Annotated in this window: 29 protein-coding genes and 1 tRNA gene; 11 read left to right on the forward strand and 19 right to left on the reverse strand. The window is 69.6% G+C overall.

Annotated elements, in window-relative coordinates; translation table 11 throughout:
• Positions 1 to 64: 64 nt before the first annotated feature.
• Both BJY17_RS08855 and BJY17_RS08860 read right to left on the reverse strand, forming a co-directional pair.
• Positions 65 to 358, reverse strand: a complete 294-nt coding sequence (locus tag BJY17_RS08855) for a DUF6412 domain-containing protein (RefSeq protein ID WP_218889872.1) — start codon at positions 356 to 358, stop codon at positions 65 to 67.
• 93 nt (positions 359 to 451) lie between these two features.
• A complete protein-coding gene (locus tag BJY17_RS08860) occupies positions 452 to 997 on the reverse strand; it encodes a GNAT family N-acetyltransferase (RefSeq protein ID WP_322789786.1) in 546 nt (181 codons plus the stop codon).
• A gap of 102 nt (positions 998 to 1,099) precedes the next feature.
• Here BJY17_RS08860 and BJY17_RS08865 point away from each other — a divergent pair, with 102 nt between their 5' ends.
• Positions 1,100 to 2,155 carry a DNA polymerase IV gene (locus BJY17_RS08865; protein WP_322789906.1) on the forward strand — a complete coding sequence of 352 codons (1,056 nt, stop codon included), beginning with the start codon at positions 1,100 to 1,102 and terminating at the stop codon, positions 2,153 to 2,155.
• A 16-nt stretch (positions 2,156 to 2,171) separates the two neighbouring features.
• On the opposite strand, the gene BJY17_RS08870 is transcribed toward BJY17_RS08865, so the two are convergent.
• The 3 genes from BJY17_RS08870 to BJY17_RS08880 all read right to left on the reverse strand — a co-directional run bounded on the left by BJY17_RS08870 (position 2,172) and on the right by BJY17_RS08880 (position 5,401).
• Positions 2,172 to 3,392, reverse strand: coding sequence for an RNA polymerase sigma factor (locus BJY17_RS08870; RefSeq protein ID WP_179552788.1), 1,221 nt, complete (start codon positions 3,390 to 3,392; stop codon positions 2,172 to 2,174).
• Entirely contained in the window at positions 3,389 to 3,757 is a 369-nt protein-coding gene (locus BJY17_RS08875; protein ID WP_179551026.1) for a YciI family protein, read from the reverse strand. Before BJY17_RS08875 ends, BJY17_RS08870 begins: the two co-directional genes overlap by 4 nt.
• Before the next feature lie 81 nt (positions 3,758 to 3,838).
• Entirely contained in the window at positions 3,839 to 5,401 is a 1,563-nt protein-coding gene (locus BJY17_RS08880; RefSeq protein ID WP_179551027.1) for an MFS transporter, read from the reverse strand.
• Positions 5,402 to 5,504: 103 nt separating this feature from the next.
• Here BJY17_RS08880 and BJY17_RS08885 point away from each other — a divergent pair, with 103 nt between their 5' ends.
• From BJY17_RS08885 to BJY17_RS08900, 4 genes are all read left to right on the forward strand, one after another.
• Positions 5,505 to 5,849, forward strand: coding sequence for a three-helix bundle dimerization domain-containing protein (locus BJY17_RS08885; protein ID WP_179551028.1), 345 nt, complete (start codon positions 5,505 to 5,507; stop codon positions 5,847 to 5,849).
• Between the two features lie 37 nt (positions 5,850 to 5,886).
• On the forward strand, positions 5,887 to 6,207 hold the full coding sequence (locus tag BJY17_RS08890) for a DMT family transporter (RefSeq protein WP_179551029.1): 321 nt from the start codon (positions 5,887 to 5,889) through the stop codon (positions 6,205 to 6,207).
• Position 6,208: 1 nt separating this feature from the next.
• Positions 6,209 to 6,577 (forward strand): DMT family transporter, encoded by a 369-nt coding sequence (locus BJY17_RS08895; protein ID WP_179551030.1) that lies wholly within the window; start codon positions 6,209 to 6,211, stop codon positions 6,575 to 6,577.
• Between the two features lie 113 nt (positions 6,578 to 6,690).
• Entirely contained in the window at positions 6,691 to 7,161 is a 471-nt protein-coding gene (locus tag BJY17_RS08900; protein WP_179551031.1) for a nuclear transport factor 2 family protein, read from the forward strand.
• 258 nt (positions 7,162 to 7,419) lie between these two features.
• Here the strand turns inward: BJY17_RS08900 and BJY17_RS08905 are convergent, their stop codons facing one another.
• Both BJY17_RS08905 and BJY17_RS08910 read right to left on the reverse strand, forming a co-directional pair.
• Positions 7,420 to 7,872 (reverse strand): hypothetical protein, encoded by a 453-nt coding sequence (locus BJY17_RS08905; RefSeq protein ID WP_179551032.1) that lies wholly within the window; start codon positions 7,870 to 7,872, stop codon positions 7,420 to 7,422.
• A gap of 207 nt (positions 7,873 to 8,079) precedes the next feature.
• Positions 8,080 to 8,169, reverse strand: a tRNA-Ser gene (locus BJY17_RS08910).
• Between the two features lie 109 nt (positions 8,170 to 8,278).
• Here BJY17_RS08910 and BJY17_RS08915 point away from each other — a divergent pair.
• Both BJY17_RS08915 and radA read left to right on the forward strand, forming a co-directional pair.
• Positions 8,279 to 9,100 carry an SGNH/GDSL hydrolase family protein gene (locus BJY17_RS08915; protein WP_322789787.1) on the forward strand — a complete coding sequence of 274 codons (822 nt, stop codon included), beginning with the start codon at positions 8,279 to 8,281 and terminating at the stop codon, positions 9,098 to 9,100.
• Between the two features lie 86 nt (positions 9,101 to 9,186).
• Positions 9,187 to 10,551 carry a DNA repair protein RadA gene (gene radA, locus BJY17_RS08920; protein ID WP_179551033.1) on the forward strand — a complete coding sequence of 455 codons (1,365 nt, stop codon included), beginning with the start codon at positions 9,187 to 9,189 and terminating at the stop codon, positions 10,549 to 10,551.
• A gap of 55 nt (positions 10,552 to 10,606) precedes the next feature.
• Here radA and BJY17_RS08925 read toward each other — a convergent pair whose 3' ends face one another.
• Both BJY17_RS08925 and BJY17_RS08930 read right to left on the reverse strand, forming a co-directional pair.
• Positions 10,607 to 11,032, reverse strand: a complete 426-nt coding sequence (locus BJY17_RS08925) for a heavy metal-responsive transcriptional regulator (protein ID WP_179551034.1) — start codon at positions 11,030 to 11,032, stop codon at positions 10,607 to 10,609.
• Positions 10,984 to 11,436, reverse strand: a complete 453-nt coding sequence (locus BJY17_RS08930) for a hypothetical protein (protein ID WP_179551035.1) — start codon at positions 11,434 to 11,436, stop codon at positions 10,984 to 10,986. The genes BJY17_RS08925 and BJY17_RS08930 overlap by 49 nt, the downstream gene beginning before the upstream one ends.
• A 145-nt stretch (positions 11,437 to 11,581) precedes the next feature.
• Here BJY17_RS08930 and BJY17_RS08935 point away from each other — a divergent pair, with 145 nt between their 5' ends.
• Positions 11,582 to 12,046 (forward strand): DUF3237 domain-containing protein, encoded by a 465-nt coding sequence (locus tag BJY17_RS08935; protein ID WP_322789788.1) that lies wholly within the window; start codon positions 11,582 to 11,584, stop codon positions 12,044 to 12,046.
• Between the two features lie 26 nt (positions 12,047 to 12,072).
• Here BJY17_RS08935 and BJY17_RS08940 read toward each other — a convergent pair whose 3' ends face one another.
• The 4 genes from BJY17_RS08940 to BJY17_RS08955 form a co-directional block, all read right to left on the reverse strand.
• Positions 12,073 to 12,483, reverse strand: a complete 411-nt coding sequence (locus BJY17_RS08940) for a dehydrogenase (protein WP_179551037.1) — start codon at positions 12,481 to 12,483, stop codon at positions 12,073 to 12,075.
• Positions 12,484 to 12,758: 275 nt separating this feature from the next.
• Positions 12,759 to 13,385, reverse strand: a complete 627-nt coding sequence (locus BJY17_RS08945; RefSeq protein ID WP_179551038.1) for a hypothetical protein — start codon at positions 13,383 to 13,385, stop codon at positions 12,759 to 12,761.
• A gap of 133 nt (positions 13,386 to 13,518) precedes the next feature.
• On the reverse strand, positions 13,519 to 14,022 hold the full coding sequence (locus BJY17_RS08950; protein WP_179551039.1) for an amino-acid N-acetyltransferase: 504 nt from the start codon (positions 14,020 to 14,022) through the stop codon (positions 13,519 to 13,521).
• A gap of 78 nt (positions 14,023 to 14,100) precedes the next feature.
• The gene (locus BJY17_RS08955) at positions 14,101 to 16,629 is read right to left on the reverse strand and encodes an ATP-dependent Clp protease ATP-binding subunit (protein ID WP_179551040.1); all 2,529 of its coding nucleotides are present in this window, start codon (positions 16,627 to 16,629) and stop codon (positions 14,101 to 14,103) included.
• Positions 16,630 to 16,804: 175 nt separating this feature from the next.
• Here BJY17_RS08955 and BJY17_RS08960 point away from each other — a divergent pair, with 175 nt between their 5' ends.
• Entirely contained in the window at positions 16,805 to 17,422 is a 618-nt protein-coding gene (locus tag BJY17_RS08960; protein ID WP_179551041.1) for a DUF2975 domain-containing protein, read from the forward strand.
• On the forward strand, positions 17,422 to 17,682 hold the full coding sequence (locus BJY17_RS08965) for a helix-turn-helix domain-containing protein (protein ID WP_179551042.1): 261 nt from the start codon (positions 17,422 to 17,424) through the stop codon (positions 17,680 to 17,682). The genes BJY17_RS08960 and BJY17_RS08965 overlap by 1 nt, the downstream gene beginning before the upstream one ends.
• Positions 17,683 to 17,736: 54 nt before the next feature.
• Here BJY17_RS08965 and BJY17_RS18925 read toward each other — a convergent pair whose 3' ends face one another.
• A complete protein-coding gene (locus tag BJY17_RS18925) occupies positions 17,737 to 21,117 on the reverse strand; it encodes a prealbumin-like fold domain-containing protein (RefSeq protein ID WP_179551043.1) in 3,381 nt (1,126 codons plus the stop codon).
• A gap of 176 nt (positions 21,118 to 21,293) precedes the next feature.
• A complete protein-coding gene (locus BJY17_RS08975; protein WP_179551044.1) occupies positions 21,294 to 21,776 on the reverse strand; it encodes a hypothetical protein in 483 nt (160 codons plus the stop codon).
• Positions 21,777 to 21,836: 60 nt separating this feature from the next.
• Here BJY17_RS08975 and BJY17_RS08980 point away from each other — a divergent pair, with 60 nt between their 5' ends.
• Positions 21,837 to 22,886 carry a pirin family protein gene (locus BJY17_RS08980; RefSeq protein ID WP_179551045.1) on the forward strand — a complete coding sequence of 350 codons (1,050 nt, stop codon included), beginning with the start codon at positions 21,837 to 21,839 and terminating at the stop codon, positions 22,884 to 22,886.
• A gap of 51 nt (positions 22,887 to 22,937) precedes the next feature.
• Here BJY17_RS08980 and cls read toward each other — a convergent pair whose 3' ends face one another.
• From cls to BJY17_RS09000, 4 genes are all read right to left on the reverse strand, one after another.
• On the reverse strand, positions 22,938 to 24,404 hold the full coding sequence (cls, locus tag BJY17_RS08985) for a cardiolipin synthase (protein ID WP_179551046.1): 1,467 nt from the start codon (positions 24,402 to 24,404) through the stop codon (positions 22,938 to 22,940).
• A gap of 5 nt (positions 24,405 to 24,409) precedes the next feature.
• Positions 24,410 to 24,586 (reverse strand): hypothetical protein, encoded by a 177-nt coding sequence (locus BJY17_RS08990; RefSeq protein WP_179551047.1) that lies wholly within the window; start codon positions 24,584 to 24,586, stop codon positions 24,410 to 24,412.
• 131 nt (positions 24,587 to 24,717) lie between these two features.
• Positions 24,718 to 25,557, reverse strand: coding sequence for an endonuclease domain-containing protein (locus tag BJY17_RS08995; RefSeq protein WP_179551048.1), 840 nt, complete (start codon positions 25,555 to 25,557; stop codon positions 24,718 to 24,720).
• A gap of 187 nt (positions 25,558 to 25,744) precedes the next feature.
• The gene (locus BJY17_RS09000; protein WP_179551049.1) at positions 25,745 to 25,894 is read right to left on the reverse strand and encodes a hypothetical protein; all 150 of its coding nucleotides are present in this window, start codon (positions 25,892 to 25,894) and stop codon (positions 25,745 to 25,747) included.
• Positions 25,895 to 25,899 lie beyond the last annotated feature (5 nt).

Consider the following 25,899-nt stretch of genomic DNA (forward strand, 5'->3'; position numbering starts at 1 on the left):
GAGGGTGCGCCCGGGTGGGCGGTGCGCGGGCCCGGACGGGCACGCGCTGATCGGTGGAGTGTCGCTACGCGGCCGCGGGGCCGCGTGTCGGCGCCCGGGGGCGCGCACGCCCGGGGGCGTCGGGGTCGCTCTGCGCGAGGAGGCGCCACGGGTCGGCCGTCTGCCGGAACCGCGTGGCGGCGCCGCTCGCGTCGGCCGCGACCATTGCGGGCAGCGACTGGCAGGCGACGACGACCACCGCGACGGCGGCAGCGCCGACGACGCCGACGAGCACGACCGACATCTGCCCGTTCGAGGCGAGGGCGATCTCGAGCGAGGCCTGCGCGACGCGGAAGAGCGCGACGAGGAGTTCGATCATCTCGGCTCCTCTCAGCGTTCGCGTGTCGCAGGTCGCGCGGACCGGGTCGCGTCTGCGGCGCCCGCGTGGCTCAACGCTAACACCGGCACGCGACTACTCGTCGAGCAGCCGCTCGAAGAGCACGTGGTCCTGCCACTCCCCCGCGATGCGCAGGTAGCGACGGGCGAGGCCGAACCGCTCGAAGCCGTTGCGGGCGAGCACCGCCTGCGACGCGGCGTTGTGCACGAGCGTGCCGGCCTGCACCCGGTGCAGGCCGATGCCGCGCGCCGCGTGCACGGCGAGGCCGACCGCCATCGTCGCGAGTCCGCGACCGTTGTAGCGTGCGTCGATCCAGTAGCCGAGGTGGGCGTTCTGGAACGCTCCGCGCACGATGTCGGACAGGTTCATGCGGCCGACGATCTCGTCGCCGTCGACGATGACGAACGGCACCGCGAGGCCCGCCTCGAACCGCAGGATCGTCGCCTCGACGTCGCGCACATGCGTCTCGACGGCGAAGAACTCCTCGCTGCGAGCCGGCTCCCACGGCGCCAGGTGCTCCCGGTTGCGCGAGTACGCCGCGGCGAGCGCGGGACCGTCGCCGGGCGCGAGCTCTCGGAACACGAGGCCGTCGCCGAGTTCGACCGGTGGCTGCACGCGCACGCTCGCTTTCCTCCATGCCGGCGACGGATGCCGCGGGGCCGGTCAACCACGCTAACACCGGGTCGAGCGGTGCAGACTGGTGGGGTGACCCGCACGTCATGGGTGCTGCACGTCGACCTCGACCAGTTCGTCGCTGCCGTCGAGGTGCTGCGGCGCCCCGAACTCGCGGGCAAGCCGGTCATCGTCGGGGGCCGCGGCGACCCGATGGAACGTGCGGTGGTCTCGACCGCGTCGTACGAGGCGCGCGAGTTCGGCGTCGGTTCGGGGATGCCGCTGCGGATCGCCGCCCGGAAGGCGCCCGATGCCGTGATCCTTCCGGTCGACGCGGAGGCGTACGCCGAGGCATCCGCTGCGGTGATGGCGACGCTGCGCGTGCAGCCCGGCGCGATCGTGCAGGTGCTCGGCTGGGACGAGGCGTTCGTCGGCGTGGAGACTGCAGACCCCGAGGCGTACGCCCGGTCGATACAGCGGGCCGTGCTCGAACGCACCCGCCTGCACTGCAGCGTGGGCGTCGGCGACACGCTCGTGCGGGCCAAGGTCGCGACGGGGTTCGGCAAGCCTCGCGGGGTGTTCCGGCTCACCGAGGGGAACTGGCTCGAGGTGATGGGCGATCGGCCGACGATCGATCTCTGGGGCGTCGGCACGAAGATCTCGCGCCGGCTGGCCGCGCTCGGCATCACGACGGTCGCCGAACTGGCCGCGGCGGATCTCGACGCCCTCGCCGCCGAGTTCGGGCCGCGCATGGGGCCCCGGTACGCCGAACTCGGGCGCGGCGACGGCTCCGACGTGGTCGATGACACGCCTTGGGTCGCCCGCGGGCACAGCCGCGAGACGACCTACCAGCAGGACCTCACCGAGCCCTCGCAGGTCGAGGAGGCCGTGCGGGAGCTGGCCGCGCACGTGCTCGACGACGTCGCGGCCGAGAGCCGGCCGGTGATCGGGCTGACGCTCAAGGTGCGCTACGCGCCGTTCATCACGAAGGTGTTCACGAAGAAGATCTCGTCGACGACGGATCGTGACGTCGTGATCGAGCGCGTACTCGAGCTCGTCGGCCGCATCGAACCCGACCGGCCGATCCGCCTGCTCGGGCTGCGCGCCGAGATGCCGATGCCCGATGACGCGCGCGACGGGCACACGCCGACGCGCGGTGGGTGGTGAGCGGCGGGCGGAACGCTCAGCCCTCGAGTCTCCTGGCGCGCGCGAGCAGGTAGTCGCGCTCGGGGATCGAGAGGGTCATCCTGGCAGCGCTGCGATACTCGTCGATCGCCTCGGCGCTCCGGCCCGCGCGCTCCAACAGGTGGGCGCGCACCGAGGCGAGGCGCTTCCCGTCGGGGATCCCCCGGCTGTCGGCGAGCGCGTCGACCGTGGCCAGGCCGGCATCGGGCCCGTGCACCATCGCCTCTGCGACGGCGCGGTTGAGGGTGGCGATCGGGTTCCCGGTCGCGTGCTCGAGCATGCGGAACAGCACGAGGATCTGCGGCCAGTCCGTGGTCTCGGTGCTCGGGGCCTCATCGTGCAGTGCCGCGATGGCCGCCTGCATCGAGTACGGCCCCGCGACGCCCCTCGTCAGCGCGTCGTCGAGGATCTCGGTGGCGTCGCGGATCGCGTCCCGGTCCCAGAGCGAGCGGTCCTGTTCGTCGAGCGGGATCAGCGCGCCGTTCGCGTCGGTGCGCGCGGCACGACGAGCATCGGTGAGCATCATCAGCGCGAGCAGCCCGGCCACCTCGACGTGCTCGGGCAGCTCGCGCTGGAGCAACCTCGCCAGACGGATCGCCTCGTCGCTCAGGCGGATGTCGTTCGCATCGTCGCCGGCGCTCGAGGTGTGGCCCTCCGTGAACATCACGTAGACGACATCGAGCACCGGGTCGAGCCGATCCCCCGGGCCGAGCGGCGGCGGAAAGCCGGCTCCCGCTGCACGGATGCGAGCCTTCGCACGACTGATCCGCTGCGCCACGGTCGCCTCGGGCAGCAGGTACGCGTGGGCGATCTGAGCCGTGCTGAGCCCCGCCACGGCTCGGAGGGTCAACGCGACCTGTGCAGATCGGGTGAGCTCGGGATGACAGCACAGGCGGAGGAGCTGCACGCTGTCGTCGGTCTGGACGACGGCTGCGTCGGCGAGCGGATGCCGCAGCTCGACGTAGTCGCGTTCACGTTCCCGCCGGTGGTGGTCGCTGCGGATGCGATCGATCATTCGGCGCCGCGCCGCGGTCAGCAGCCACGCGAACGTGTCGTCGGGCACCCCGCCCTCCGGCCACTGGCGGTGCGCCGCCAGCAGCGCCTCCTGCACGGCGTCTTCGCAGACGTCGAACTGACCGACGCCATGCTGGCGGAGGAGCGCGGCGAGGACCTGCGGCGCACGTGCGCGCAGCAGGTCCTCGTGCGGTGCCGGACTCAGATGTCCGCTCCGGCGGAGAACATCACGGGCCGGATCTCCAGCGCGAGGCCGTCGATGCTCGCATCGGGGATCTCCTTGGCGAGCTCGATGGCGCGCTCCTCCGAGTCGACGTCGACGAGGTAGTAGCCGCCCATGAACTCCTTCGTCTCGGCGAACGGGCCGTCGACGGTCTCGGGCCTGCCGTTCCGGCTGCGCACCACCTTCGACTGGCTCGGCGCGCCGAGCGCGTGCGTGCTGAGCATCTCGCCCGTCTCGGTGGTCTTCGCCATGAACGCCTCGTGGCCGGCGCCGATGGCCTGCTGCTGCTCGGCGGTCAGGGACTCGAGGATCTCGGGGTCCACGTGCATCAGGATCAGGTACTTCACGATTCGTTCTCCTTCGTCGTGCATCGAGGCGGCACGGTGCCGCGTCATCATATGGTCGGAGTCGAGGGCTGGTTCTCGACGCTATCGCCCGAATCGACCGATGCGGCGCAGCCGGACGGCGGTCACGACGGCGAGGATCGCCATGATCACGGCGGCGAGCAGCGCCGATGCCTGCACTCCGGAGCAGTACGCCGCGGCCGATGCCGCTCGCAGCACGCCGTCTCCCGTCGCCACGGCGATGTCGACCGCGCCTGCCAGACTCTCGGCTGCGTCGCCGTGCTGGGCCGTGCCGACCTCTGACGACGTCATCTGCAAGCGGTACACGGCGGTGACGATACTGCCCAGCACGGCGATGCCGAGGGCGTAGCCGAGCTGCCCGCTGGTCTCCGAGGTGGAGGCCGCCGACGAGGCCTTCTCGAGCGGCACGGACCCGATGATCAGGTTGGTCCCGAGCGTCGGCAACGGGGCGGCGCCGAAGCTCACGAGGCTGAATCCGAGGATGAGCGGCAACGGTCCGGTCGACGGTGAGATCTGCGCCATGACCAGCAGACCCACGACGGTCAGGGCCAGCCCGGCGCTGATCACGAAGCCGGGACGGATGCGCCGTGCCACGAGCGGTGCGACGACGAACCCGGCGACCCCCACGATCGCCGGCGGCACGGTGTACAGTCCGGCCGCGAGCACGTCGGCGCCCGCGACCAGCTGGAAGTACTGCGTGTTCAGCATCATGAGCGGACCGGTGAGCATCGTCATCAGGAAGAGGCTGAAGAGCACCAGACTGAACCCGCGCCTGCGGAACATCGACAGGTCGAGCAGCGGCTCGCGATGCGGGTCGTCGGCGAGCCGCCGCTGGCGCCGGACGAATGCCACGAGGAAGTACGCACCGAGCGCGATGGCGACGACCGGCGCCCACTGGATGCCGATCCGAGCGGACTCCTTGAACCCGAAGACGATCGGCAGCACGGCGAGGAGGGAGAGCGGCACGCTCACCGGATCGATCCCGCGTCGGTGCGGGTTCCTGCGAGCCTCCTCGCCGTCGCCGTCCACCGCGCCATCGGCCGTGAACGGGAGCATGGCGAGCACGAGCACCATGACGGGCACCGCGATCAGGAAGACCGAACCCCACCAGAACGAGCTCAGGGCCATCCCGCCGACGAGCGGTCCGACGATCATGCCGCCCATGAGGCACGTCATGAAGAGCCCGAGGGCGACCGAGCGCTGTCGGTCGTCGCGGAACATCCCGGTCAGCAATCCGTAGAGCGCCGGGGTGAGCGCTGCCGCTCCGACTCCCGTGAGGGCGCGGGCTGCGATCAGCACTTCCGGCGAAGGGGCGAACGCCGCAACAGCCGACGCGATGGCGATGGTCGCCGCTCCGAACATCGCCATCCGGCGCCGTCCCAACCGGTCGGCGAGGCCTCCGAACGCGACGAGCAGGCCGGCGAGGGCGAAGCCGTAGGCGTCGACGATCCACAACTGCTGACTGGCATCGGCGCCCGACTCCACCGCGATGCTCGGCAGCGCCAGCAGCACGACCGAGGTGTCGATCGCGATCACCAAGGCTGCCGTCGCGAGCACCGCGAGCCCGAACCACTCCCGCGGCCCCGCCAGTCGTGTGGTCTCCGCTGCTCGGGTCGCCGACGCCATCGTGTTCTCCTGTCCGTCCATGCACCGTGGTCGGAGACGCCCCGTCGTTCTCGACATTCGACGGGGTATTGATGCAACGGCCCGTGGGGGCGAGACTTGCGACATGGATCACACCGAGGAAGCACGCGCCGTCGGCGAGGTGATCGACCGGCTCGTCGGTCGGTTCCCCGATCTGCCCCGAGACCACATCGCCGCCGTCGTCGAGGCGGCGCACCTCGAACTCGAGGGCAACCCCGTGCGCGACTTCGTTCCCGTGCTCGTCGAGCACACTGCGAAGAAGCGCCTGAAGCAGGAGGCGAAGGCCGCGCCGGTGCTCACCGATGCGGCGCCCGGCGACCGGGCGGTGGGCGACGTGGCGGTCGAACTCGACCCGATGGAGATCGAACGGCAGGCGCGCGAGCGCGAGTCGGGCTTCCTCTTCGGCGACCTCGGCGGCGGGCCGAGCTGAGCCCGGGGCCTCCGACGGCGATCTGGAACGGCGTGCGATGGACTGGGTGATCCTGATCTCCTCGGGTGTGCTCGAGGCGGTGTGGGCGACGGCGCTCGGCGCCTCGAAGAACTTCCGGCGCCCCTGGCCGACGGTGCTCTTCGTCGTCGCGCTCGTGCTCAGCATGGCGGGGCTCGCCTTCGCGATGACCACGATCCCGGTCGGCACCGCCTACGCCGTGTGGGTCGGCATCGGGGCCGTGCTCACGGTCGCCTACGCCATGATCTTCGGCGGCGAGCGCGCGAGCGTCGTCAAGGTGCTGCTCCTGCTCGGCATCATCGGGTGCGTCATCGGCCTCAAGATCGTCGGGGAGGCCTGACGTGTACTGGCCCGTCCTCATCGTGAGCGCGGTGCTCGAAGCCGTCTGGGCCACCGCGCTCGGCTACTCCGACGGGTTCTCGAAGCTCGTTCCGACGATCGTGTTCTTCGTCGCGCTGGTCGGCAGCATGGCCGGCCTCGCCTACGCGATGCGCGGCATCCCGATCGGCACCGCCTATGCCGTGTGGACCGGACTCGGGGCTGCGCTCACCGTGACCTACGCGATCACCTTCGGCGGCGAGTCGGCGAGCGTGCTGAAGGTGATCTTCCTCGCCGGCATCATCGGGTGCGTGATCGGGCTGAAGCTCGTGCACTCCCGTGAGGAGCGCGACGCCGAGGCAGCGGGTGCGCCGCCGGCGCCCGACGCCTGACCCTCACCCGCGAGCCACGACCATCGACGTGGTGCGACTCCATGAGTAATATGCTACTGATCGCGCGCTGAGCGGCTGCTCCGCGAGGAAGCCACGTCGGTATCGGAGGCCGAATGCCCATTCACCAACTGGCGCGGGATGAGATGGAGCTTGACGCCATCGCGTTCGCCTTCTTCTCAGCGTTCTCCTCATTCGATCTGAAGCCGGTCGATCTCGCAGACCTTCGACAGCTGTTCCTTCCCGGCGCCACCATCGTTGCGATTGCTGCGGATGGGGCGACCAATCGGTATGACGTGGAGGGCTTCATCGAACCGCGAGAGGCCCTCTTGAACAGCGGGCGACTGCTGGGATTCTCCGAGCGGGAAGTCACCGCTGACACGCAGATCTTCGGAGACATCGCCCAGCGTTGGAGCCTGTACAGCAAGTCGGGCACCCTCGACGGCCTGCCCGCCGACGGCTGGGGCCGGAAGGCAGCTCACTTCGTGCGTACGTCAGATGGTTGGCGGATCAGTGCCATCGTCTGGCAAGACGGCGCGGAGGGCACGAGGATCCCCTTGGCCGAACCGCCGGTGGAGACCGCCTGAACATTGCGAGAGCCACGGGTTCGTCACCACTCAGCACCGAAGCGGCGAGTCTTCCTGCCGTCGCTCTCGGTGCTCGCATCCGCCATTATGCATCTACTCCCGCCGCTCCGCCGGTGGCGAACGCCATCCCGCGGACCGGTTGCGCATACAGACTCGGAGCCGAGGTCATGGCATGCCGCGTTCACGAGCGCACCCTCGACCTGGCCTGCTCGGACGTCCGATCGCGGCCGAATGCAGATGCTGTCGTATCCGTCCGGGTCAGTACCCGCCGGACTCGGTCGGCTCGACGCACACGGCCTTGACCTTGTCGGCCGCCTCCTGGATCGCGTCCTGCTGCTCGGCCAGCGCATCGGCGTCGGGCGCGAGCTCGCCGTCGGCATCGGTGGGGATGGTCGCCGCGAACGCCGCCGCCTCGCTGAGCTTCTCGTCCACCTTGGCGAGCGCGTCGGCCACGTCGGGGTTGTCGGCCTTCTCGGCGAGCTCGGCGGCGCGCGCGCTGTAGTCCTCGAGCGCGGCCTGGATCTCATCGGCGCTGCCACCCACCCCGTTGAGGGCGTTCTGCGCGCCGTTCGCGACATCCCGCAGCGTCTCCTGCAGGCTCGCACACGCGCTGGCGACGGTCGTCGAAGGCGTGCCACCGCCGGCCGCGCAGCCGGAGAGGAGCAGGGCGCTCGCGAAGACGAACACGGCAGTCGATTTGGTTCCTCGCATGATGGGATCCCCGATCGTGGTGCCCTCGCGTCTCGGGAGCACTCTTCGACTGTGGCACGACCCCGCGACCGTGTAAATAGTGAGACAGGCTCACGTGACAGGTGAGCCGCGCGCCGCATCCGCGATCGCCCTGGCCGCAGGTCGCGCCGGGTGAATGCAGAAACGCCCCGGATCCCTGCTGCTGCAGGAGACTCGGGGCGTTTCAGGTGGCGGTACCGGTGGGATTTGAACCCACGGTGGGCTTTCACCCACACAACTTTTCGAGAGTTGCACCTTCGGCCGCTCGGACACGGTACCGAGGACAATCGTAGACGACGAGGCCGCAACCACCAAAACGAGCGGATGCCTCAGCCGACGCTCAGCCGGCATGCAGCTCACGTGAAGCGTGCAGGAATACGTTCTGCTCGTGACCGTCTCCCCCTTCTCCCGTGCCGACGCCCCGCGACAGAGCCTCACGGCCGGCGTCCGGCTCGCCGCGGCGACCGTGCTCGGCACGTTCGGTGTGCGCCCGTTCCGCGAGCAGGTGCGCGAGAACCGGTCGACCCTGAACGAGACGCTGCCCATCCACTCGAAGTGGTGGCGCGACCACGCGAAGGCCGATGGCGAACTGCTGTACGTCGCGATCGGTGACAGCGCCGCCCAGGGCATCGGGGCCTCACGCCCCGACCGCAGCTACGTCGGCCAGATCGCCGAGGAGCTGCGCGCGTCGACCGGGCGGAGCGTCCGCGTCGTGAACCTCAGCGTCTCCGGCGCGACCACGGCGCTCGCGGTGCGCGATCAGCTGCCGCGATTCCGCGACATCCGCGCCCTTCGGCCCGATGTCGTCACCGTCTCGATCGGTGCGAACGACATCGCCGACTGGAACCCCGAGCGGTTCGACCGGAACATCCGCTCGATCCTCGCCGAACTGCCGCTGCACGCCGTCGTCGCCGATCTGCCGTGCTTCCACTTCCCGCAGAACGAGCGCAAGGTCGCCGAGGCGAACCGGATGCTGCGCGCCGCCGCCCGCGAGCACGGACTCGTCGTGGCGCCGCTGCACGAGGCCACTCGGCGCCAGGGCCTACGCGGCATCCTGACGCAGTTCGCGCGCGACATGTTCCACCCGAACGATCATGGTTACGCGGTGTGGGCCGAGGCCTTCGGGCCGGCGCTCGCCGGCGTGCTGCGGTCGCGCCGCCGCGAGTCGCTGAGCTCGTTCGAGCGCATCAGCGAACGGCAAGCCGCCTGACGACGACATCGGCGTCCTCGCCGACGCCGGTCGGCAGAACGCCGCGCCGAACTCCCGCTGTCGGCGGCCGCGGCTAGTCTCGGGGCATGGCCCGCTCCACCTCCACGTTCCGTTGCTCCGAGTGCGGCTGGAGCACCCTCAAGTGGGCCGGCCGATGCGGTGAGTGCCAGCAGTGGGGCACCGTCGTCGACGTGGCCGAGGCCACCGGCATCGTGCGCGCCGTGCAAGCCGTGCAGCTCGGCGAGGCGCGCACCGCGCGGTCGATCGTCGACGTGCAGACCGAAGATGCGGCGCACCGCCCGAGCGGCATCGGCGAGTTCGACCGGGTGCTCGGCGGCGGCATCGTCGCGGGCGCCGCGATCCTGCTCTCGGGCGAGCCCGGGGTGGGCAAGTCCACGCTCCTCCTCGAGGTGGCGGCACGGGTCGCCGGCACCGGGCGTCGCGTGCTCTACGTCACCGCCGAAGAGTCCGTCGCCCAGGTGCGCCTCCGCGCCGGCCGCACCGGCGCGCTGCACGACGAGCTCTACCTCGCCGCCGAGACCGACCTCGCGACCATCCTGGGTCAGGTCGACGCCGTCTCCCCAGCACTGCTCATCGTCGACTCGGTGCAGACCGTCTCCTCATCGCTCTCCGACGGCCTGCCCGGGCAGCCGAGCCAGGTGCGCGAGGTCGCGTCGACCCTCATCCGCGTGGCGAAGGAGCGGCAGCTGCCCGTGCTGCTCGTCGGCCACGTCACGAAAGACGGCTCGATCGCGGGCCCCCGCCTGCTCGAGCACCTCGTCGACGTCGTCTGCCAGTTCGAGGGCGACCGGCAGACCTCACTGCGCTTCGTGCGGGCGCTCAAGAACCGGTTCGGCCCCACCGACGAGGTCGGCTGCTTCGAGATGACCGGCGAGGGCATCGCCGAGGTGCCCGACCCCTCTGGCCTCTTCCTCTCGAGCGGCCGCAGCGCCGTGAGCGGCACCTGCGTCACGGTGGCGCTCGAGGGGCGACGGGCGCTGCCGGTCGAGGTGCAGGCGCTCGTGGTGTCGACGAAGGCGCCGCAGCCCCGCCGCGTCGTCAACGGGGTCGACCCCTCGCGTGTCGCCATGATCATCGCCGTGCTCGAGCGCCGGGCAGGGCTCAAGTCCCTCGGCGAGCACGACGTCTACGTCTCCACCGTCGGCGGCGTGCGGCTCGCCGAGCCCGGCGCCGACCTCGCGATCGCCGTCGCCATCGCCTCGGCCATGCGCGACCGCGCGGTGCCCCACGAGCTCGCGGCATTCGGCGAGATCAGCCTCGCCGGCGAGGTGCGCCCCGTCACGGCCGCCAAGCAACGCGGCGCCGAGGCCAAGCGCCTCGGCTACACGACGATCCTCGACGTCGAGGCGGGCAGCGTGCATGCGGCGGTGCAACGCGCCATGATGGCCGCAACCGGCCCGCGCGAGCGCGAGCTCGACGCCGCGTTCTAGTACGCCCGACCCCTCCCGCCCGGCACGCCGGTGCACCCGTTCAGCGGCCAGGAGCTCAGACGATGGCGTCGATCACCGGGCAGGTCGGATGCACCGGCCCCGTCTCCACGAGCAGCGCGAGCGCCGCCCGCACGCCCTGCAGATCCGCGATCCGCTGGTCGAGTTCGGCGAGCTTGTCGGCGACCTGCTCCGCGACGTCGTCGAGCACGATGCGCTCGGGCTCGTCGGAGAGGGCGAGCACCTCGCGCACCTCGCGCAGGGTGAACCCGAGCTCCTGGGCGCGGCGGATGAACCGCACCCGCCGCACCGAGTCCGGCGAGAACTGGCGGTACCCGCCACTCGAGCGCCCGTCAGGCGAGAGCAGTCCCTGCCGTTCGTAGAACCGCAGCGTGCTCACCGCGACGCCCGAGGCGTCGGCGAGCGGGCCGGTCGTCAGCGGCGTCGCAGGCGGAGCAGGCCGCTGAGCTGCAGGATCAGCCATGTCACCTCCCCGATCAGGAACACGACGATCGTCGCACTCTGCCCATTCAACAGCGCCCAGATCATCCAGAGCGAGAAGACTGCTCGCCCGACCGTGTCGATGGCGATGAATCGCGCCTCGGGGCGAAGGATCCGGGCGATCGCCCACATCGTGACCGCGGTGCCGAACATGCTCGTGAACATGAGCGCGGTGGGGTCGAGCTCGGGAAGCCGAGCACCTGGCAGGTTCAATGCATCGTGCAAGGCCCGGATCAGTGCGAGCAGGAGGGGCGCGGTGAGGGGCGTGGCGAACCCGACCGTCACGATGAGGTCGTAGACGGCGCCGGCACGCCCCCATCTGACGCGCTGGTACGAGTCATCGGAAGCGAGGCGGAGCGGTGCTGCGGTGATGGCGGTTTCGTTCATGCCGCCAGTGTCGACCGTGAACCACGGTGCAGGGTCAAGCCGTCGAGCCCGCTCGCTGCCGATACCGTTGAACGTTGCATACGACGCGAAGGAGCGGGATGAACGACCACACCGAACCCACGGCCGACAACTGCGGAGCGACCCGGTGAGCGCCCTGCTCGAACCGAGCCTCGCGTTCGCCTTCGAACTCCGGGTCGAGGTCGACGCCGAGCGCCACATCGGCCACGGGGCATCCGAGGCACTGGGCTTCACGCCGATCACGGGCGGAACCGTCAGCGGTCCGCGACTGAACGGCCGCGTGCTGCCCGGCGGCGGCGACTGGTGGGTCGCGCGCGGCGACGTCACGCAGCTCGACGCACGCTACCTCGTCGAGGCCGACGACGGCACGGTCATCGATGTCGTGAACCGCGGCTACTACATCGCCTCCGATGCGCTCGAACAGCGCCTGGCGGCCGGCGAGCCGGTCACGGAGCAGGAACTCTACTACCGGACCGCTCCGGTCTTCCAGACGGATGCCCCGGCCCACCGGTGGCTCGCTGAACGGCAGTTCATCGGCATGGCGCGGCCCGAGCCCGGCTTCGTCTGCATCCGGGTCTTCGAGCTTCGCTGACCGGGTCTGCCGCGACGCACCTCGACCTAGGCCTCGAGCGCCTTGAGCAGCTCGGCGGGCGGAGCCTGCATCGGGTGCGGCCCCGCGATGTCGAGGAACACCGTGGTGATCGTCGACTCGTGCCGCTTCAGAAAGGTGCGAAGCCACGCGGGGCTCTGCAGCCCCACCGCCGGCGGCAGGTTCTCGGGCTTGTTCGCCGCGTCGCTGAAGAGCAGCAGTGCGACCTCTCCCGTCTTCGGGTCGCGATAGGTCCACACCTCGCCGCCGTCGAGCGGCTTGTCGCGCGGACCCGGCTTCACGAGCGGCACCACGGTGTTGCCGTGACGCAGCGCGAGGGCGACCGCCGCGATGTCCTGTCGTTCGAGGGCCTCTGCGAGCGCCTGCGAACGGAACTCCACGGGCTCAGCCGCCTGCTTCCGTCGTGCCTTTCCTGCCATTCCACAAGGGTACCGAGCGGATGCCGCAGGGCCCGCCTCCGTCCGCCGACGGCGCACTCCGCAGCATCCGTTCTCGGGGTTTCCGGCATCGCCGGAATCGGATGTGGACTTCTGCGAAAAGCGACCTATGCTATCTGTGCCGGACCGTGAGGGTCCGAGGTGTCGACGAAGACGACGGCGTTCTCGTAGACCCCACGGCGCCGGCGCATTCCATCGATCGACCTTCGCGTGCACGCATGCTGCGACCTCGTCGCCGTGCGGGCGCGCACCCGCGCTCAGTGCAGCAGGAACTGCTTCTGCTCGGCCGACTCGAACCCGTCGACCGTCACCGACAGGTGGTACGACGCACCGCCCGCCGGCACCGTCTCGCGGGCGCCGCTGCAGGTGTCGGGCGTGGAGTAGGTGCGATCCCAGATGATCGGCACGCTCGAGCTGACCGGGGTTCCGGGCGTCAACGAGACTTCGGCATCGATGGCCTCGACCTGGCAGTCGGTCGAGGTCCAGTACTGCTCGGATCCGCTCGTGATGGTGAAGACCTGCGCCTTCGTGCCGGCATTCAGCACGCAGACGTTCTTGCCGACGTTGGTGATCGTGACCGACAGTTGCGGCTGCTCCCCCGGCTCGTACGAGGACTTGTCGGTGACCGCCTCGACCAGGATCTTCTCGGGGGCGCACGGGTCGCCGTCAGCAGCCGTCGGCTCGGTCGGGATCGAGGTCGTCTCCGGCGTCGTCGACGGCTCAGCGCTCGGCGACGCGGCGGGCTCCTCGCCCTGGCTCGCGCCCGGTCGGATGATGACGAGCACGATCGCGATGATCACCGCGAGCAGGCCGATCAGCACGACGATGCGGCGACGACGATACACCTGCGGTGACTGCCGCCCGGCCGGTGTGTTCGTCGACATGCACACAGGGTACGGCTGGGATGCGCGTGCCCCCGGCATCCGCTCGGCGTGCCGTTTCTCGTCTCAGCGACGTCTCAGCGAGGTCTCAGCGCGCGCGAGCGGCCGGATTCGCGCAATCGGGGCGGCGCGACGGTCAGAGCTGCTTCAGCATGCGCGTGTTGCCGAGCGTGTTCTGCTTCACGCGCGCGAGGTCGAGGAACTCGGCGACGCCCTCGTCGTTCGAGCGCACGAGCTCGGCGTAGACCGAGGGGTCGACGGTCTCGGCCCCCATGTCGACGAAGCCGTGGCGACCGAAGAACGCGGTCTCGAACGTCAGGCAGAAGAGCCGGGTGAGGCCGAGCTCGCGGGCCTCCGCCTCGAGCGCGGCGAGCAGCGCATGGCCGACGCCGTGGCCGAGCCACGCGTCGTCGACGGCGAGCGTGCGCACCTCGCCGAGGTCCTCCCACATGACGTGCAGCGCGCCGGCGCCCACCAGGCGGCCGTCATCGGTCTCGGCGACGCGGAACTCCTGCACGGCACCGTAGAGGTCGACGCGCTCCTTGCCGAGCAGGATTCGTCGCTGCACGAGCGGCTCCACGAGCTCGATGATCTTCGGCACATCGCTCGTGCGGGCCCGGCGCACGTGGAACTCGGTCATCCTGTCATCGTATTCCCGCGCGGCGCCGGGAACGACGAAGGGCGGATGCCGCAGCATCCGCCCTTCGAATCGTGTCGGCTACTCGCCCGACGCGGCCGCCAGGTCGGGCGTAGCCGGGCCGGTGCCGATCGCGGCGGCGGTGTTCACGCCGACCGAGACGGGCAGCTCCCGCTGCGTCGTGGTGAAGAGGAACTCGCCGTCCTTGAAGTCGACGTGCACGTGGTCGCCCGCGTTGAGCTCGCCGTGCAGGATCTTCTCGGAGAGGCGGTCCTCGACCTCGTGCTGCACCGCACGGCGCAGCGGACGGGCACCGAGCGACGGGTCGAACCCGACCTCGATGAGCCGCTCCTTGGCCGACTGCGTGAGCTCGATCGTCATGTCGCGGTCGAGCATGCGCTCGCTGAGCCGCTTGATGAACAGGTCGACGATCTCCAGCAGCTCGGGCTTGGAGAGCTGCGGGAAGACGATGATCTCATCGACGCGGTTCAGGAACTCGGGCTTGAAGTGCTTCTTCAGCTCCTCCTTCACCTTGCCGCTCATGAGGTCGTAGCCCGTGCGCGAGTCGCCCTCGAGCTGGAAGCCGACGGGGCCGCCCGAGATGTCCTTCGTGCCGAGGTTGGTCGTCATGATGATGACGGTGTTCTTGAAGTCGACCACGCGACCCTGACCATCGGTCAACCGACCCTCTTCCAGGATCTGGAGGAGCGAGTTGAAGATGTCGGGGTGCGCCTTCTCGATCTCGTCGAAGAGCACGACGCTGAACGGCTTGCGGCGCACCTTCTCGGTGAGCTGGCCGCCCTCTTCGAAGCCGACGAACCCGGGAGGGGCGCCGAACAGTCGCGAGACCGTGTGCTTCTCGCCGTACTCCGACATGTCGAGCGAGATCATCGCCGCCTCGTCGTCGAAGAGGAACTCGGCGAGCGCCTTGGCGAGCTCGGTCTTGCCGACGCCCGTGGGGCCGGCGAAGATGAACGAGCCCGAGGGGCGCTTCGGGTCTTTGAGGCCCGCGCGGGTGCGGCGGATGGTCTTGGCGAGGGCCGAGATGGCCTCCTCCTGACCGATGACGCGCTCGTGCAGCGCCTTCTCCATGAAGACGAGTCGCGACGACTCCTCTTCGGTGAGCTTGAAGACGGGGATGCCGGTGGCCTGCGCGAGCACCTCGGCGATCAGGCCCTCGTCGACGACCGCGGTGGTCTTGACGTCGCCCGACTTCCACTGCTTCTCGAGGCGCAGACGCTCGCCGAGGAGGTTCTTCTCCTCGTCGCGGAGCGACGCGGCCTTCTCGAAGTCCTGCTCCTCGATCGCGGTCTCCTTCGCGGCGCGCACGACGGCGATCTTCTCGTCGAACTCGCGCAGCTCGGGCGGGCTCGAGAGGATCGAGAGGCGCAGGCGTGCGCCGGCCTCGTCGATCAGGTCGATCGCCTTGTCGGGGAGGAACCGGTCGGAGATGTAACGGTCGGCGAGGTTCGCCGCGGCGACGATGGCACCGTCGGTGATCGAGACCTTGTGGTGGGCCTCGTAGCGGTCGCGCAGCCCCTTGAGGATGTTGATCGCGTGGGGCAGCGACGGCTCGGCGACCTGGATCGGCTGGAAGCGGCGCTCGAGCGCGGCGTCCTTCTCGAAGTGCTTGCGGTACTCGTCGAGCGTGGTGGCGCCGATGGTCTGCAGCTCGCCGCGCGCGAGGAGCGGCTTCAGGATCGAGGCGGCGTCTATTGCGCCCTCGGCAGCACCAGCACCCACGAGCGTGTGGATCTCGTCGATGAAGACGATGATGTCGCCGCGCGTGCGGATCTCCTTCGTGACCTTCTTCAGGCGCTCTTCGAAGTCACCGCGGTAGCGGGAGCCGGCGATGAGCGAGCCGAGGTCGAGCGAGTAGAGCTGCTTGTCCTTCAGCGTCTCGGGCACCTCGCCCTTGACGATGGCCTGCGCGAGGCCCTCGACGACGGCGGTCTTGCCGACGCCGGGCTCGCCGATGAGCACGGGGTTGTTCTTGGAGCGACGCGAGAGGATCTGCATGACCCGCTCGATCTCCTTCTCGCGCCCGATCACGGGGTCGAGCTTCGACTCGCGGGCGGCCTGCGTGAGGTTGCGGCCGAACTGGTCGAGGATCTGCGAGCCGCCCTGCGGGGTCGTCTGCTCGTTGGCCCCGACCTGCACCTGCTCCTTGCCCTGGTAGCCCGAGAGCAGCTGGATGACCTGCTGGCGCACGCGGTTGAGGTCGGCGCCCAGCTTGACCAGCACCTGGGCCGCGACGCCCTCGCCCTCGCGGATGAGCCCGAGCAGGATGTGCTCGGTGCCGATGTAGTTGTGGCCCAGCTGCAGCGCTTCGCGGAGCGAGAGCTCCAGCACCTTCTTGGCGCGCGGCGTGAACGGGATGTGTCCCGTCGGCTGCTGCTGGCCCTGGCCGATGATGTCCTGCACCTGCTCGCGCACGGCATCGAGCGAGATGCCGAGCGACTCGAGCGCCTTGGCGGCGACGCCCTCACCCTCGTGGATGAGGCCGAGCAGGATGTGCTCGGTGCCGATGTAGTTGTGGTTGAGCATCTTGGCCTCTTCTTGGGCCAGGACGACGACACGACGGGCTCGGTCGGTGAATCTCTCGAACATCTCTACTCCTCACGACCCCGCTGGGTAGGGGCGCCGATACAACGAGCGTAAACAAGGCGGATGCCTCGTGGGGCGCTGTTCGCCGTGGGCGCATCACGATCGACCGTTGACGAGACCGCCCGAACGCCGTACCGTATCGTTTATCGTTAGTATCGATAAACGTTAGGATCTGAGAATGCAGACGAACACAGCACCGTCGATCACCCGGGCCGATGCGGTGGGTCTCTGGCTGTTCATGGCCGCGGGGGCGATCATCGCCGTTTGGGGGATCGCGGCATCCGTGCTGCGCATCATCGAGATCGCGCCGAACGCGGATGTCAGCGTGCTGGCCGAATTCGACGGCACACCCGCCGATGCACCGATCGGGCCGGACGGCGCCCCGGTGCAGGTCGCACTCGACCAGGCCGTGCTGACCGTTCCCTCACTGCCCGGCGCATCATGGGCGGCGCTCATCATCCAGCAGGTGGTCTCCGCAATCACGATCGGGATCGTCGTCGTCTGCCTCCTGTTGCTCTGCCGGGCGGTCATGCGGAATCAGGTCTTCAGCGGTCGCAACACGGCGCTGGTCGCCGTGGCGGGCATCGCCGGCACCATCGGGTTCGCCGCCGTGCCGTTCTTCGGCAACATGGCGGCGAACGGAGCGTTCGCCCGCCTCAGCGACGGCGACTTCGACAACGTCGTGATGTCGGTCGACCTGATGCCCCTCTTCTTCCTCGCGTTCATCGCGGCGATGGCCGCCACCGTCTTCACCATCGGCGACCGGCTGCGCCGCGACACCGAGGGCCTCGTCTGATGGCGCCGGCAGAGCCCGACGAGGCATCCGATGTGCACTGCAGGCTCGACGAACTGCTCGCCGCCCGCGGCATGACGCTCGCGCGCCTGGCCGAACTGGTCGGCGTGAGCGTCGTGAACCTCAGCGTGCTGAAGAACGACCGGGCCCGCGCGATCCGCTTCTCGACACTGCAGGCGGTGTGCGAGGTGCTCGACTGCGAGATCGGCGAGCTGCTCGTGCTGCGGCGCACACGATCGGCTGACGACACCGGCCAGCGCTGAACGACGGCGGGCCGCCGGGGTCTCCCCCGACAGCCCGCCGTTCAGTGCTCGGCGCTACTCCGCGCTCGCCGCCTGACGGCGACGGCGGAGGAGCAGCAGCAGGCCACCTGCCGCGATCACCGCGAGACCGACCCAGCCGGCCACCAGGCTCACGCCCGTCGCCGGGAGCGACGGCTGCTCGGGCGTGACCGGCGCGCAGTCCTCGCTCGAGGCCGAACCGTTCCAGAACTCGATCGTCGCCGAGTTCAGCGTGCCGCTGCCCTCGTCGCTCGAGCCGACCGCGCAGTCGGCCTGGTCGCTGGTCACATCCGATGCGACGTCGGCCGTCACCGCGACGGCGTAGACGTGCTCGCCGCCGGCCGGCAGCACCGCGGTCGTGACCGCGATGTCGTCGATGCCGTTCCAGTCGGGGTTGATGACGATGCCCTCGGGTCCGGTGATCTCCGCCGAGGTCGGCGTGATGCCGTCGCCGAACTTCAGCTCGTCGGTGAGATCGTACGACTCGTCCGTCGCGGACTGGCTCGTCACGGTGATCGTGTACGAGACGTCCCACGTGCCGTCGCCGTTGTCGACGGCCGGGCCGTCCACGGTCTTGGCGATGTCGAGCGGGCCGCGTGCGACGTTCTCGATGTCGCAGGCGATCAGGTCGCCCGGCTGCACCGTGAAGTCGGTCGCGTCGATCGGCGACGGGCCGGCCTCGCCGACCGGGTCGACCGTGCACACGAGGTCGCCCGCGACCCAGCCCTCGCCCGGGTCGGCCTCGGCGAGCGAGAAGCGGCCGCCGGGCAGCACGTCCTCGAACACCGCGGTGCCCTCGCCGCCCTCGGTCGTGACGCTCTCGACGACGGGATCGCCCGCGGGCGCGCCCTCGGCGTCGAGCGGGGTCAGCTCGAAGTCGAAGGTGCCGTCGCCGCCGACGGCGGACTTCGTGACCTCGATCTGGCCGGGCACCGCCTCGTTCGTCAGCGCGCAGTCGATCTCGGTGTCGATCTCGGCCACGAATTCGAAGCCGGGTGCGTCGCCGTTGAGGTCGGTGAGCGCACCGTCGCCGCCGGTGCAGGTGATGGCGCCCATGTTCCAGCCGTCGACCGGGGTCTCGAAGACGGTGTAGTGCTCACCGGGCACGAGATCGGTCCAGGTGGCGCTGTCGGACCCTTCGCCGGCACCGCTCACCGTCTGGGTGCCGGGCTGCTCGCCGGGAACCGGGGAGATCGTGAGGTCGAACGCCCACTCGAAGCCGTCGGCGACGCCCTCGACGCTCTTCTCCACGGTCACCGAGCCGGGCAGGGCCCGGTTCGTGAACACGCAGGTGACGACGGCGCCGGGCTCGAGCACGACATCGGTCGACGAGCCGTCGGGGGTGCCGCAGCTGATCGAGTCGAGCTCCCAGTGCTCGGGCACCGTCTCGCCGACGGTGTAGTCGCCGGGCACGACGAGCCCCGTGCTCCACGGGTTGGCCTCGTCGTCGGACGAGTCGTTGAGCGTGAACTGCTCATCGGTGTCCATGCCGACGACCGAGAAGTCGAAGGCCTGATCCCACTCGTCGGGGATGGTCTCCTTGTCGACGCGGATCTCGCCGCGCTGCGTGTTCGTGTAGGTGCACTCGACGCGCTCGCCCGGGTCGACGTCGAGCACCGCCGAGGCGGCGTCGAGATCGACGATCGTGCCCTGATCGGGGTCGACGCAGACGACGTTCGTCGTGTCATAGCCCTCGAGCGCCGTCTCGGCGAGGTCGTAGGTGCCGGGCTCGACCGAGTAGGTCTCGCTGTCGCCCGAACCGTCGGTCGCGTCGATCGTGAAGGTCGACGGGTCCGCCAGCCAGCTGCCGGTGTACTCGAAGACGGCGCCCTGCGGGCCGTCGACGACCTTGTGCACGATGATCTCGCCGTTCTGCGTGTTCGTGAACACGCAGTGCACGCCCTCGCCCGCGACCGTGGTCACGGTCTCGCCGTCGGTCGTGGCCGTACCCGCGGGGGTGCAGGTCACGTCGGTGAGGTTCCAGCCGGCGGGCACGGTCTCGGTGACCGGCACCTCGGCGCCCGGCATGTAGTAGACGGGCGCGCTGGTCTGGCCGTCGGCCAGCTGCACCTCGGTGTCGCCGACGCTGAAGTCGAAGACCTGGGCGGAGCCGTCGGGCAGGGTCTGCTTCTCGACCGTGACCCACGAGGTCGTGTTGACGATCGTGCATTCGGTCACTTCGCCCGTGACAACGGGGAACTCCGTCGTCGGCGAGGTGATCTCGAAGGTCTCACCGCCGACCTGGCAGGTGATGGAGACCTCCTCCCATGGCAGTCCGTCGGCGATCGTCTCGTCGAGCGTGTAGTCGTCGCCGGCCAACACGTCGGGCCAGACATCGGTTTCGCCGATGCGGAGGGTGTCGTTGATGGCCGTCGCGCCGCCCTGGAAGATCGTGCCCCCGCTCGTGCGTACCACCTCGTAGTCGAAGTCGTCGGTGCTCGCGATCGCGGGCGGATCGGAGAGCTTCTGGATGCTCAGACCGCCGCAGTTGCTGATGATGAGCGCGTCCTGCGGCTCGAAGAAGTCCTGGATCTGGGCTGTCGGCGCGTTGCCGGTGCGCGAGAACGACGTGCCGGTCGCGAATCCCTCGCAGGAGTCGGGCTCGAACAACCCCGCGGCCGTCAAGTCGACGGCGAGTTCGCCGAAGGTCTCGGGGTCGCCGGGCAGGGTGCCCGGCCCCTCGGTTCGCGCACCGACCTCCGCGGCGAAGTCGAGATCGATGTCGGTCGCGACCCATACGCCCGGCCCGTCGGGGTCGGCGCAGCCGTCACCCGCGAGGGGGAGCCACCGCCGGACGTCGGCAGTGGTCACATCGCCGGCGGAGTCGTAGTTGAACTCGATCGCGTAGTCGTCGCAGCGCCCGGCGGCAGGACCCTCGAGCGTCGTGAAGGTGCTCATGTCGCCGTTGCCCTCGAACCGCGTCCAGTAGAGGTAGAACACCACGTGCTCGATGCCCTGGTCGTCGGTGATGATCTCGTACGCGGCACCGCCACTGCACAGATCGCCCTTGGCGTTGACGTTCTGCGGGCCCGGCTCCCATGGGTTCGTGGCCTGGGTCTGGCTGCCGGGGGCGCCGGTCGCGTCGAGCACGTCGCAGGAGGTGGCGAGGGAACCGTTGTCCCAGCCCTCCTTTCCGTCGACGATGCCGGTGGAGCTGAAGCCCTGGCCGGTGACGTACGGGCCGGTCGGCGTGAAGGTGTACGTCCCGTCGTCGGCGAGCGGCGTCAGGAAGCTGTTCCAGTCGTACGTGTCGGGCGGTGTACCGCCCGTTCGATCGCCATCGATCTCGAAACCGGTCTCGAGGCCGCTCGGAAGCGTCACGGCGACCGCCGGCGAGGCGATGAGCAAGGGGGTCAGGAGCGCGCCGACCATCGTGGTGATGGCGATGGCGGCAGCGGGTAGTCTGCGTCGGGGCACGGGCAAGCGTCCTTACGTGTCGGGTTGCCGACCCGGGTGGACGGCGCACGTGGACGCAACGCTAGTAGGGAAGGATCCCTCACTTCAGGGTCCGAAGCCGAACGTCTTACCCCAGTTCAGGGGGCAATTCCGATTCGAGGTACAGGGACGCGCGCGAACGGGGTACAGGTACGCGGCTACTTGACCGGAACCGTGACCTCGGTGTCGGCGACCTCGACGACGAGCGGCTCGGTGGTCGTGACGGTCGTCGGAGTCCAGAACAGGGTCGTGTGCGGCACGAAGTCCATCGTGCAGATCTGGTCTTCGGGCTGCTCGACGAGGTCGATCGCGACGCGGTTGCCCTCGCCGGCCGGCTCGAGCACGCGGATCTGCTCACCCACCACCGGGCAGGTCGAGCTGCCCGAAATGGTGAGCGCGAGCTGGCCGCCGTCGGCCCACCAGACGACCACGGGGCCGTCTTCGGACGACGGCATCTCTTCGGTGTCGCCCGCCGGGTCGTTGCCCGAGTCGACGTCGACCACATCGGCATCGGCCTCGGTCGGCACTCCGGGGAAGTCTTCGGCTGCGGTGGACGGCGGGTTGCACCCCGACAGCAGGAACACCGACGAGACCGCCAGGGCGAGGAGACCAGCACGACGAAGACGCAGCGAAGGAGCCATACCGCCATGCTAATGGTCGGCCCGACCGCGTGGGCGGGAGCCCCGCGTAGAATTTTCGCCATGAGCAACCTCGAGCGAGACCCTGCTGAACTGCTCTGTCCGCCCGAGTCCGCGGCCGATCCCGCGATCGCCGTGCTGCAGCCGCGAGACGTGCCGCTCGGCGGCCCGCGGGCGATGAACGTGCGCCGCACACTCCCCCAGCGCGGCCGCACCACCATTGGCGCCTGGTGCTTCGCCGACCACTACGGCCCCGACGATGTCGCGGTCTCCGGGGGCATGGTCGTTCCCCCGCATCCGCACACGGGGCTGCAGACCGTCAGCTGGCTCTTCGAGGGCGAGATCGAGCACCGCGACAGCACCGGCAGCCACGAGATGGTGCGCCCGGGTGCGGTGAACCTGATGACCGCCGGGCGCGGCATCTCGCACTCCGAGGTCTCGACGCCGCAGACGACACGGTTGCACGGCGTGCAGCTCTGGGTCGCGCTGCCCGACGCCGCCCGCCACGTCGCGCCGTTCTTCGAGCACGCGGAGATCGACGAGGTACCGGTCGACGACGCGGTCGTGCGCGTCTTCGCCGGATCGTTGCCGGGAGTCGCGGCCGAGTCATCCGTCTCGCTCTTCTCACCGCTCGTCGGCGCGCAGATCGAGTTGCCCGCAGGCGGCGAGGCATGGATCGAGCTCGACCCCTCGTTCGAGCACGGGCTCCTCGTCGACCTCGGCCCGGTCGGCGTGACCGTCGCGGCGCTCGAGGGCGAGGTCGACGACTCGCAGCGACTCGTGCCGCTCGCCGAGACCGGCCGCACAGGCGTGCTCGAGCGGAGCGAGCTCGGCTACCTGCCGGTCGGCCACGAGGGCGTGCGCCTGCGAGCAGCGGATGCCCCGGTGCGCGTGATCCTCCTCGGCGGCGTGCCGTTCGACGAAGCGCTCGTGATGTGGTGGAACTTCATCGGTCGCGACCATGACGAGATCGTCGAGTTCCGCCGGCAGTGGCAGGCCGACGTCGTCGGCCGCGACAACCCCGACGGTCGATTCGGCGATGTCACCGGGTACGACGGTGCGCCGCTGCCCGCGCCCGAGCTGCCGACCGTGCACCTGAAGCCACGCAACTAGCACGAGCACCGGTGGCGCGACTGCCCGGCGGCACCGCGGCACCCGCTCGGACTACTGCAGCGCCGACGAGAGCCGCGCGAGGTTGTCGAGCACGGTCGATCGCAGCGGCTGCTGCATCCACTCGTCGAGGGTCAGCTCGCGGCTGTCGCGGCGGTACCCGTCTTCGACGGCGCGCATCTCGCGCACGAACGACGCCCCGCGCACGAGGAGCGAGATCTCCATGTTGAGCTCGAACGAGCGGATGTCCATGTTGCTCGAGCCGATCACGGCGACGTCGTCGTCGATCGTGAAGTGCTTGGAGTGCAGGATGTACGGCGCCTGGTACATGTAGATCTTCACGCCGGCGCGCAGCAGCGCCTCGTAGTAGGAGCGCTGCGCGTGATAGACGAGCGCCTGGTCGCCGATCTCCGAGACGAAGAGCTCGACGTGGATGCCGCGCTGGGTGGCGCCGCTGATCGCGCGCAGCATCGCCTCGTCGGGCACGAAGTACGGGCTCGTGAGGATGATGCGCTCTTCAGCCGCGTAGAGCAGCGCGAGGAACAGCTTCAGGTTGTTCTCGTTCGGGTAGCCGGGCCCGCTCGGCACGACCTGGCAGTCGAGGTCCTGCGCCTCACCCGGCTGGTCGAGCGACTCGGAGAGATCCCGCACCGGCTCCTCGCCGGTCTCGAGGTACCAGTCGGTGGCGAAGATCGCGTCGAGGCCGGCCACGATGGGCCCCTCGACGCGCGCCACGAGTTCCTTCCACTTCAGACCGCGTCTGATGTTTCCGCGCTTGTTGTAGCTGCGGTCGATGATGTTCTGCGAACCCATGAAGCCGACCTCGCCGTCGACGACGAGGATCTTTCGGTGGTTGCGGAGGTCGGGGCGCTGGTACTTGCCCTTCAGCGGCTGCACGGGGAGCATGAGCTGCCACCGCACGCCCATCGCGGTGAGTCGCTTGAGCGTCTTCCGGTAGCCCTTCACTCGGAGGGATGCGACGTGGTCGAGCATCAGCCGCACGTCGACCCCGCGAGCGACCGCCTCACCGAGGGCGTCGAAGAACGGCGCGGTGGTGGAGTCGAGTGCGAGGATGTAGAACTCGACGTGCACGTAGCGCTTGGCCCCCCGCACCGCGTCGGTCATCGCGTCGAGCGAGCCTTGATAGTCGCCGATGAGGCTCGCACTGTTGGAGCCGATGAGCGGCATCGACCCGAGGTTTCGGTTCAGCCGCACGACGCCCTCGAACCACCCGGGCCAGTGGCCGGGGTCGCTGACCCGTTCGACACCGTGCGTCGATTCGCGGATGTACCGGTCGACCTCGGCCTGCTTCTGCCGCCGATGCTTCGGCAGCTTGGGATTGCCGATGAGCAGGAAGAAGAACACCCCGATGAACGGGAGGAAGAAGATCGCGAGCAGCCACGCCATGCCGGCGGTCGGGCGACGGTTGCGCGGTACCACGATGATCGCCGTGACGCGGATGATCAGGTCGATGACGACGATGACCCCGGCGAAGGAGAGCGCCGCCTGCTCCGCGGTCATTCCGGTCAGGCTGCCGGTCGGTTCTTGGCGAGCTTGGCCCGCTCCTCCGCCTCGACGCGGGAATACGCCTTGCGCTCGTTGCGGTCGGCGTGGATGACCGCACGCATCACGAACCAGAAGATGAGCCCGATGAGCACGGTCGGCGCGAGCGACCAGATCGCATTCGCCCAGAATTCGTCCATAGGACTACAAGGATACGTACTTTCCCTGAATTCGCCGCTTTCCTCCGCCTGAGAACAGGAAGACACGCCGCGACGGCGACGAGCACAGGACGAGCGGGCCGTTCCACGGCACCGTGCCTGTTCTCGAATGCTCAGCCGGTCGGCGCGCCCGAGGCCAGCAGCGTGCGGATCACCGCGATGCACCGGTCGAGGTTCCGCATGATCTGCGCGTGGCCGAATCGGTGCCAGCGATAGCCGCGGAGAACGAGAGCGGCATTGCGCTCGCGATCTCGCTCGGTCGCCTCATGACCGTCGTGCCACTTCGAACCGTCGGCTTCGATGACGAGCCAGCCGTCGATCAGCAGGTCGACTCGACCGACGCCCTCGATGGACACCTGCGACTCGACCTGCCACCCCTCGTCGCGAATCGCCATCCGCAGGATGGACTCCAGCCCGGAGTCAGCGGCACCGTCGATTCGATTCCGCAGACGACGGATGCGTCGGGGCATCCGCTCCATCAGCGCGTCGAGCTGCGGCGGGGAGATCAAGCCGCGATGCACTGCGCTGTCGAGCGTCGCGATCGCGTCAAGCCGTGCGACCCGCGGCAGGTACTGCGCGAGCGCCTCGACCACGTCGACACGCCACGCGCCGGAGCGTCGGGTCATCCTGCACCACACCCGGTACTCCCCATCGCACAGCGGCGGCGTCCGGCTCGCGGTCCGCGCCGTCGCAACGCACACCCCGGCGTTGCGCGAGACCCAGATGTCGTAGCTCCGGAGTGCGCTCTCACCCCCGAGGATTCCGCCGAGCTCGATGGCCCGTACCGCCTCCTGGTTCGCTTCGTGCAGCGCGACCCACGACCGGCCGACGCGGAGGACGCGCTGCGCGTCGACGGCTGCGCGGATGCCCTGCGACGAGTGTCCGCAGGCGCGGAGCCGAGATCGCGTCGTGATGCCGCCGTGCCGGCGGAGGTCGAAGAGGAGATCGGGCATCACCCGATCGTCGCGGCGATCGGAGGCGCCCATCCGCGCAGAAGCTGCTCGGTGAATGCCCGATCCGGGCCGCGCGATGTGGAGGACGAGTGCGCCAGAACAGGAGATCTGGCCGGCGCCGGCTCGCTCAGCCTGTCTTCAGCACCACGAGCGCGTTGCTTCCTGTTCTGGCACAGGGGTTCGCGACTCAGCCGCCGGTGACGAGGCCCCAGATGCCCGAGACCACGAGGTAGAGACCGATCGCGCCGACGACGAGCCAGATGCCGAGCCGCATGTTCGACGGTCGCTTCGGGTCCTTCTCGGGCTCGAGCTCGTCCTTCGGCAGGTAGTCGTTCATGCGCG

Source organism: Agromyces hippuratus, from assembly GCF_013410355.1.
In the GTDB taxonomy this organism is placed as follows: domain Bacteria; phylum Actinomycetota; class Actinomycetes; order Actinomycetales; family Microbacteriaceae; genus Agromyces; species Agromyces hippuratus.

Bases quoted from the DNA above. Each gene is read 5' to 3' on its own strand.
- BJY17_RS08960 (WP_179551041.1), top strand. From the start codon at position 16,805: ATGCAGACGAACACAGCACCGTCGATCACCCGGGCCGATGCGGTGGGT.
- BJY17_RS09000 (WP_179551049.1), bottom strand. From the start codon at position 25,894: ATGAACGACTACCTGCCGAAGGACGAGCTCGAGCCCGAGAAGGACCCG.
- BJY17_RS08890 (WP_179551029.1), top strand. From the start codon at position 5,887: ATGGACTGGGTGATCCTGATCTCCTCGGGTGTGCTCGAGGCGGTGTGG.
- BJY17_RS08900 (WP_179551031.1), top strand. From the start codon at position 6,691: ATGCCCATTCACCAACTGGCGCGGGATGAGATGGAGCTTGACGCCATC.
- BJY17_RS08905 (WP_179551032.1), bottom strand. From the start codon at position 7,872: ATGCGAGGAACCAAATCGACTGCCGTGTTCGTCTTCGCGAGCGCCCTG.
- BJY17_RS08990 (WP_179551047.1), bottom strand. From the start codon at position 24,586: ATGGACGAATTCTGGGCGAATGCGATCTGGTCGCTCGCGCCGACCGTG.
- BJY17_RS08950 (WP_179551039.1), bottom strand. From the start codon at position 14,022: ATGACCGAGTTCCACGTGCGCCGGGCCCGCACGAGCGATGTGCCGAAG.
- radA (WP_179551033.1), top strand. From the start codon at position 9,187: ATGGCCCGCTCCACCTCCACGTTCCGTTGCTCCGAGTGCGGCTGGAGC.
- BJY17_RS08930 (WP_179551035.1), bottom strand. From the start codon at position 11,436: ATGAACGAAACCGCCATCACCGCAGCACCGCTCCGCCTCGCTTCCGAT.
- cls (WP_179551046.1), bottom strand. From the start codon at position 24,404: ATGACCGCGGAGCAGGCGGCGCTCTCCTTCGCCGGGGTCATCGTCGTC.
- BJY17_RS08995 (WP_179551048.1), bottom strand. From the start codon at position 25,557: ATGCCCGATCTCCTCTTCGACCTCCGCCGGCACGGCGGCATCACGACG.
- BJY17_RS08975 (WP_179551044.1), bottom strand. From the start codon at position 21,776: ATGGCTCCTTCGCTGCGTCTTCGTCGTGCTGGTCTCCTCGCCCTGGCG.
- BJY17_RS08980 (WP_179551045.1), top strand. From the start codon at position 21,837: ATGAGCAACCTCGAGCGAGACCCTGCTGAACTGCTCTGTCCGCCCGAG.
- BJY17_RS08880 (WP_179551027.1), bottom strand. From the start codon at position 5,401: ATGGCGTCGGCGACCCGAGCAGCGGAGACCACACGACTGGCGGGGCCG.
- BJY17_RS08925 (WP_179551034.1), bottom strand. From the start codon at position 11,032: ATGGCTGATCCTGCAGCTCAGCGGCCTGCTCCGCCTGCGACGCCGCTG.
- BJY17_RS08940 (WP_179551037.1), bottom strand. From the start codon at position 12,483: ATGGCAGGAAAGGCACGACGGAAGCAGGCGGCTGAGCCCGTGGAGTTC.
- BJY17_RS08855 (WP_218889872.1), bottom strand. From the start codon at position 358: ATGATCGAACTCCTCGTCGCGCTCTTCCGCGTCGCGCAGGCCTCGCTC.
- BJY17_RS08885 (WP_179551028.1), top strand. From the start codon at position 5,505: ATGGATCACACCGAGGAAGCACGCGCCGTCGGCGAGGTGATCGACCGG.
- BJY17_RS08945 (WP_179551038.1), bottom strand. From the start codon at position 13,385: ATGTCGACGAACACACCGGCCGGGCGGCAGTCACCGCAGGTGTATCGT.
- BJY17_RS08965 (WP_179551042.1), top strand. From the start codon at position 17,422: ATGGCGCCGGCAGAGCCCGACGAGGCATCCGATGTGCACTGCAGGCTC.
- BJY17_RS08955 (WP_179551040.1), bottom strand. From the start codon at position 16,629: ATGTTCGAGAGATTCACCGACCGAGCCCGTCGTGTCGTCGTCCTGGCC.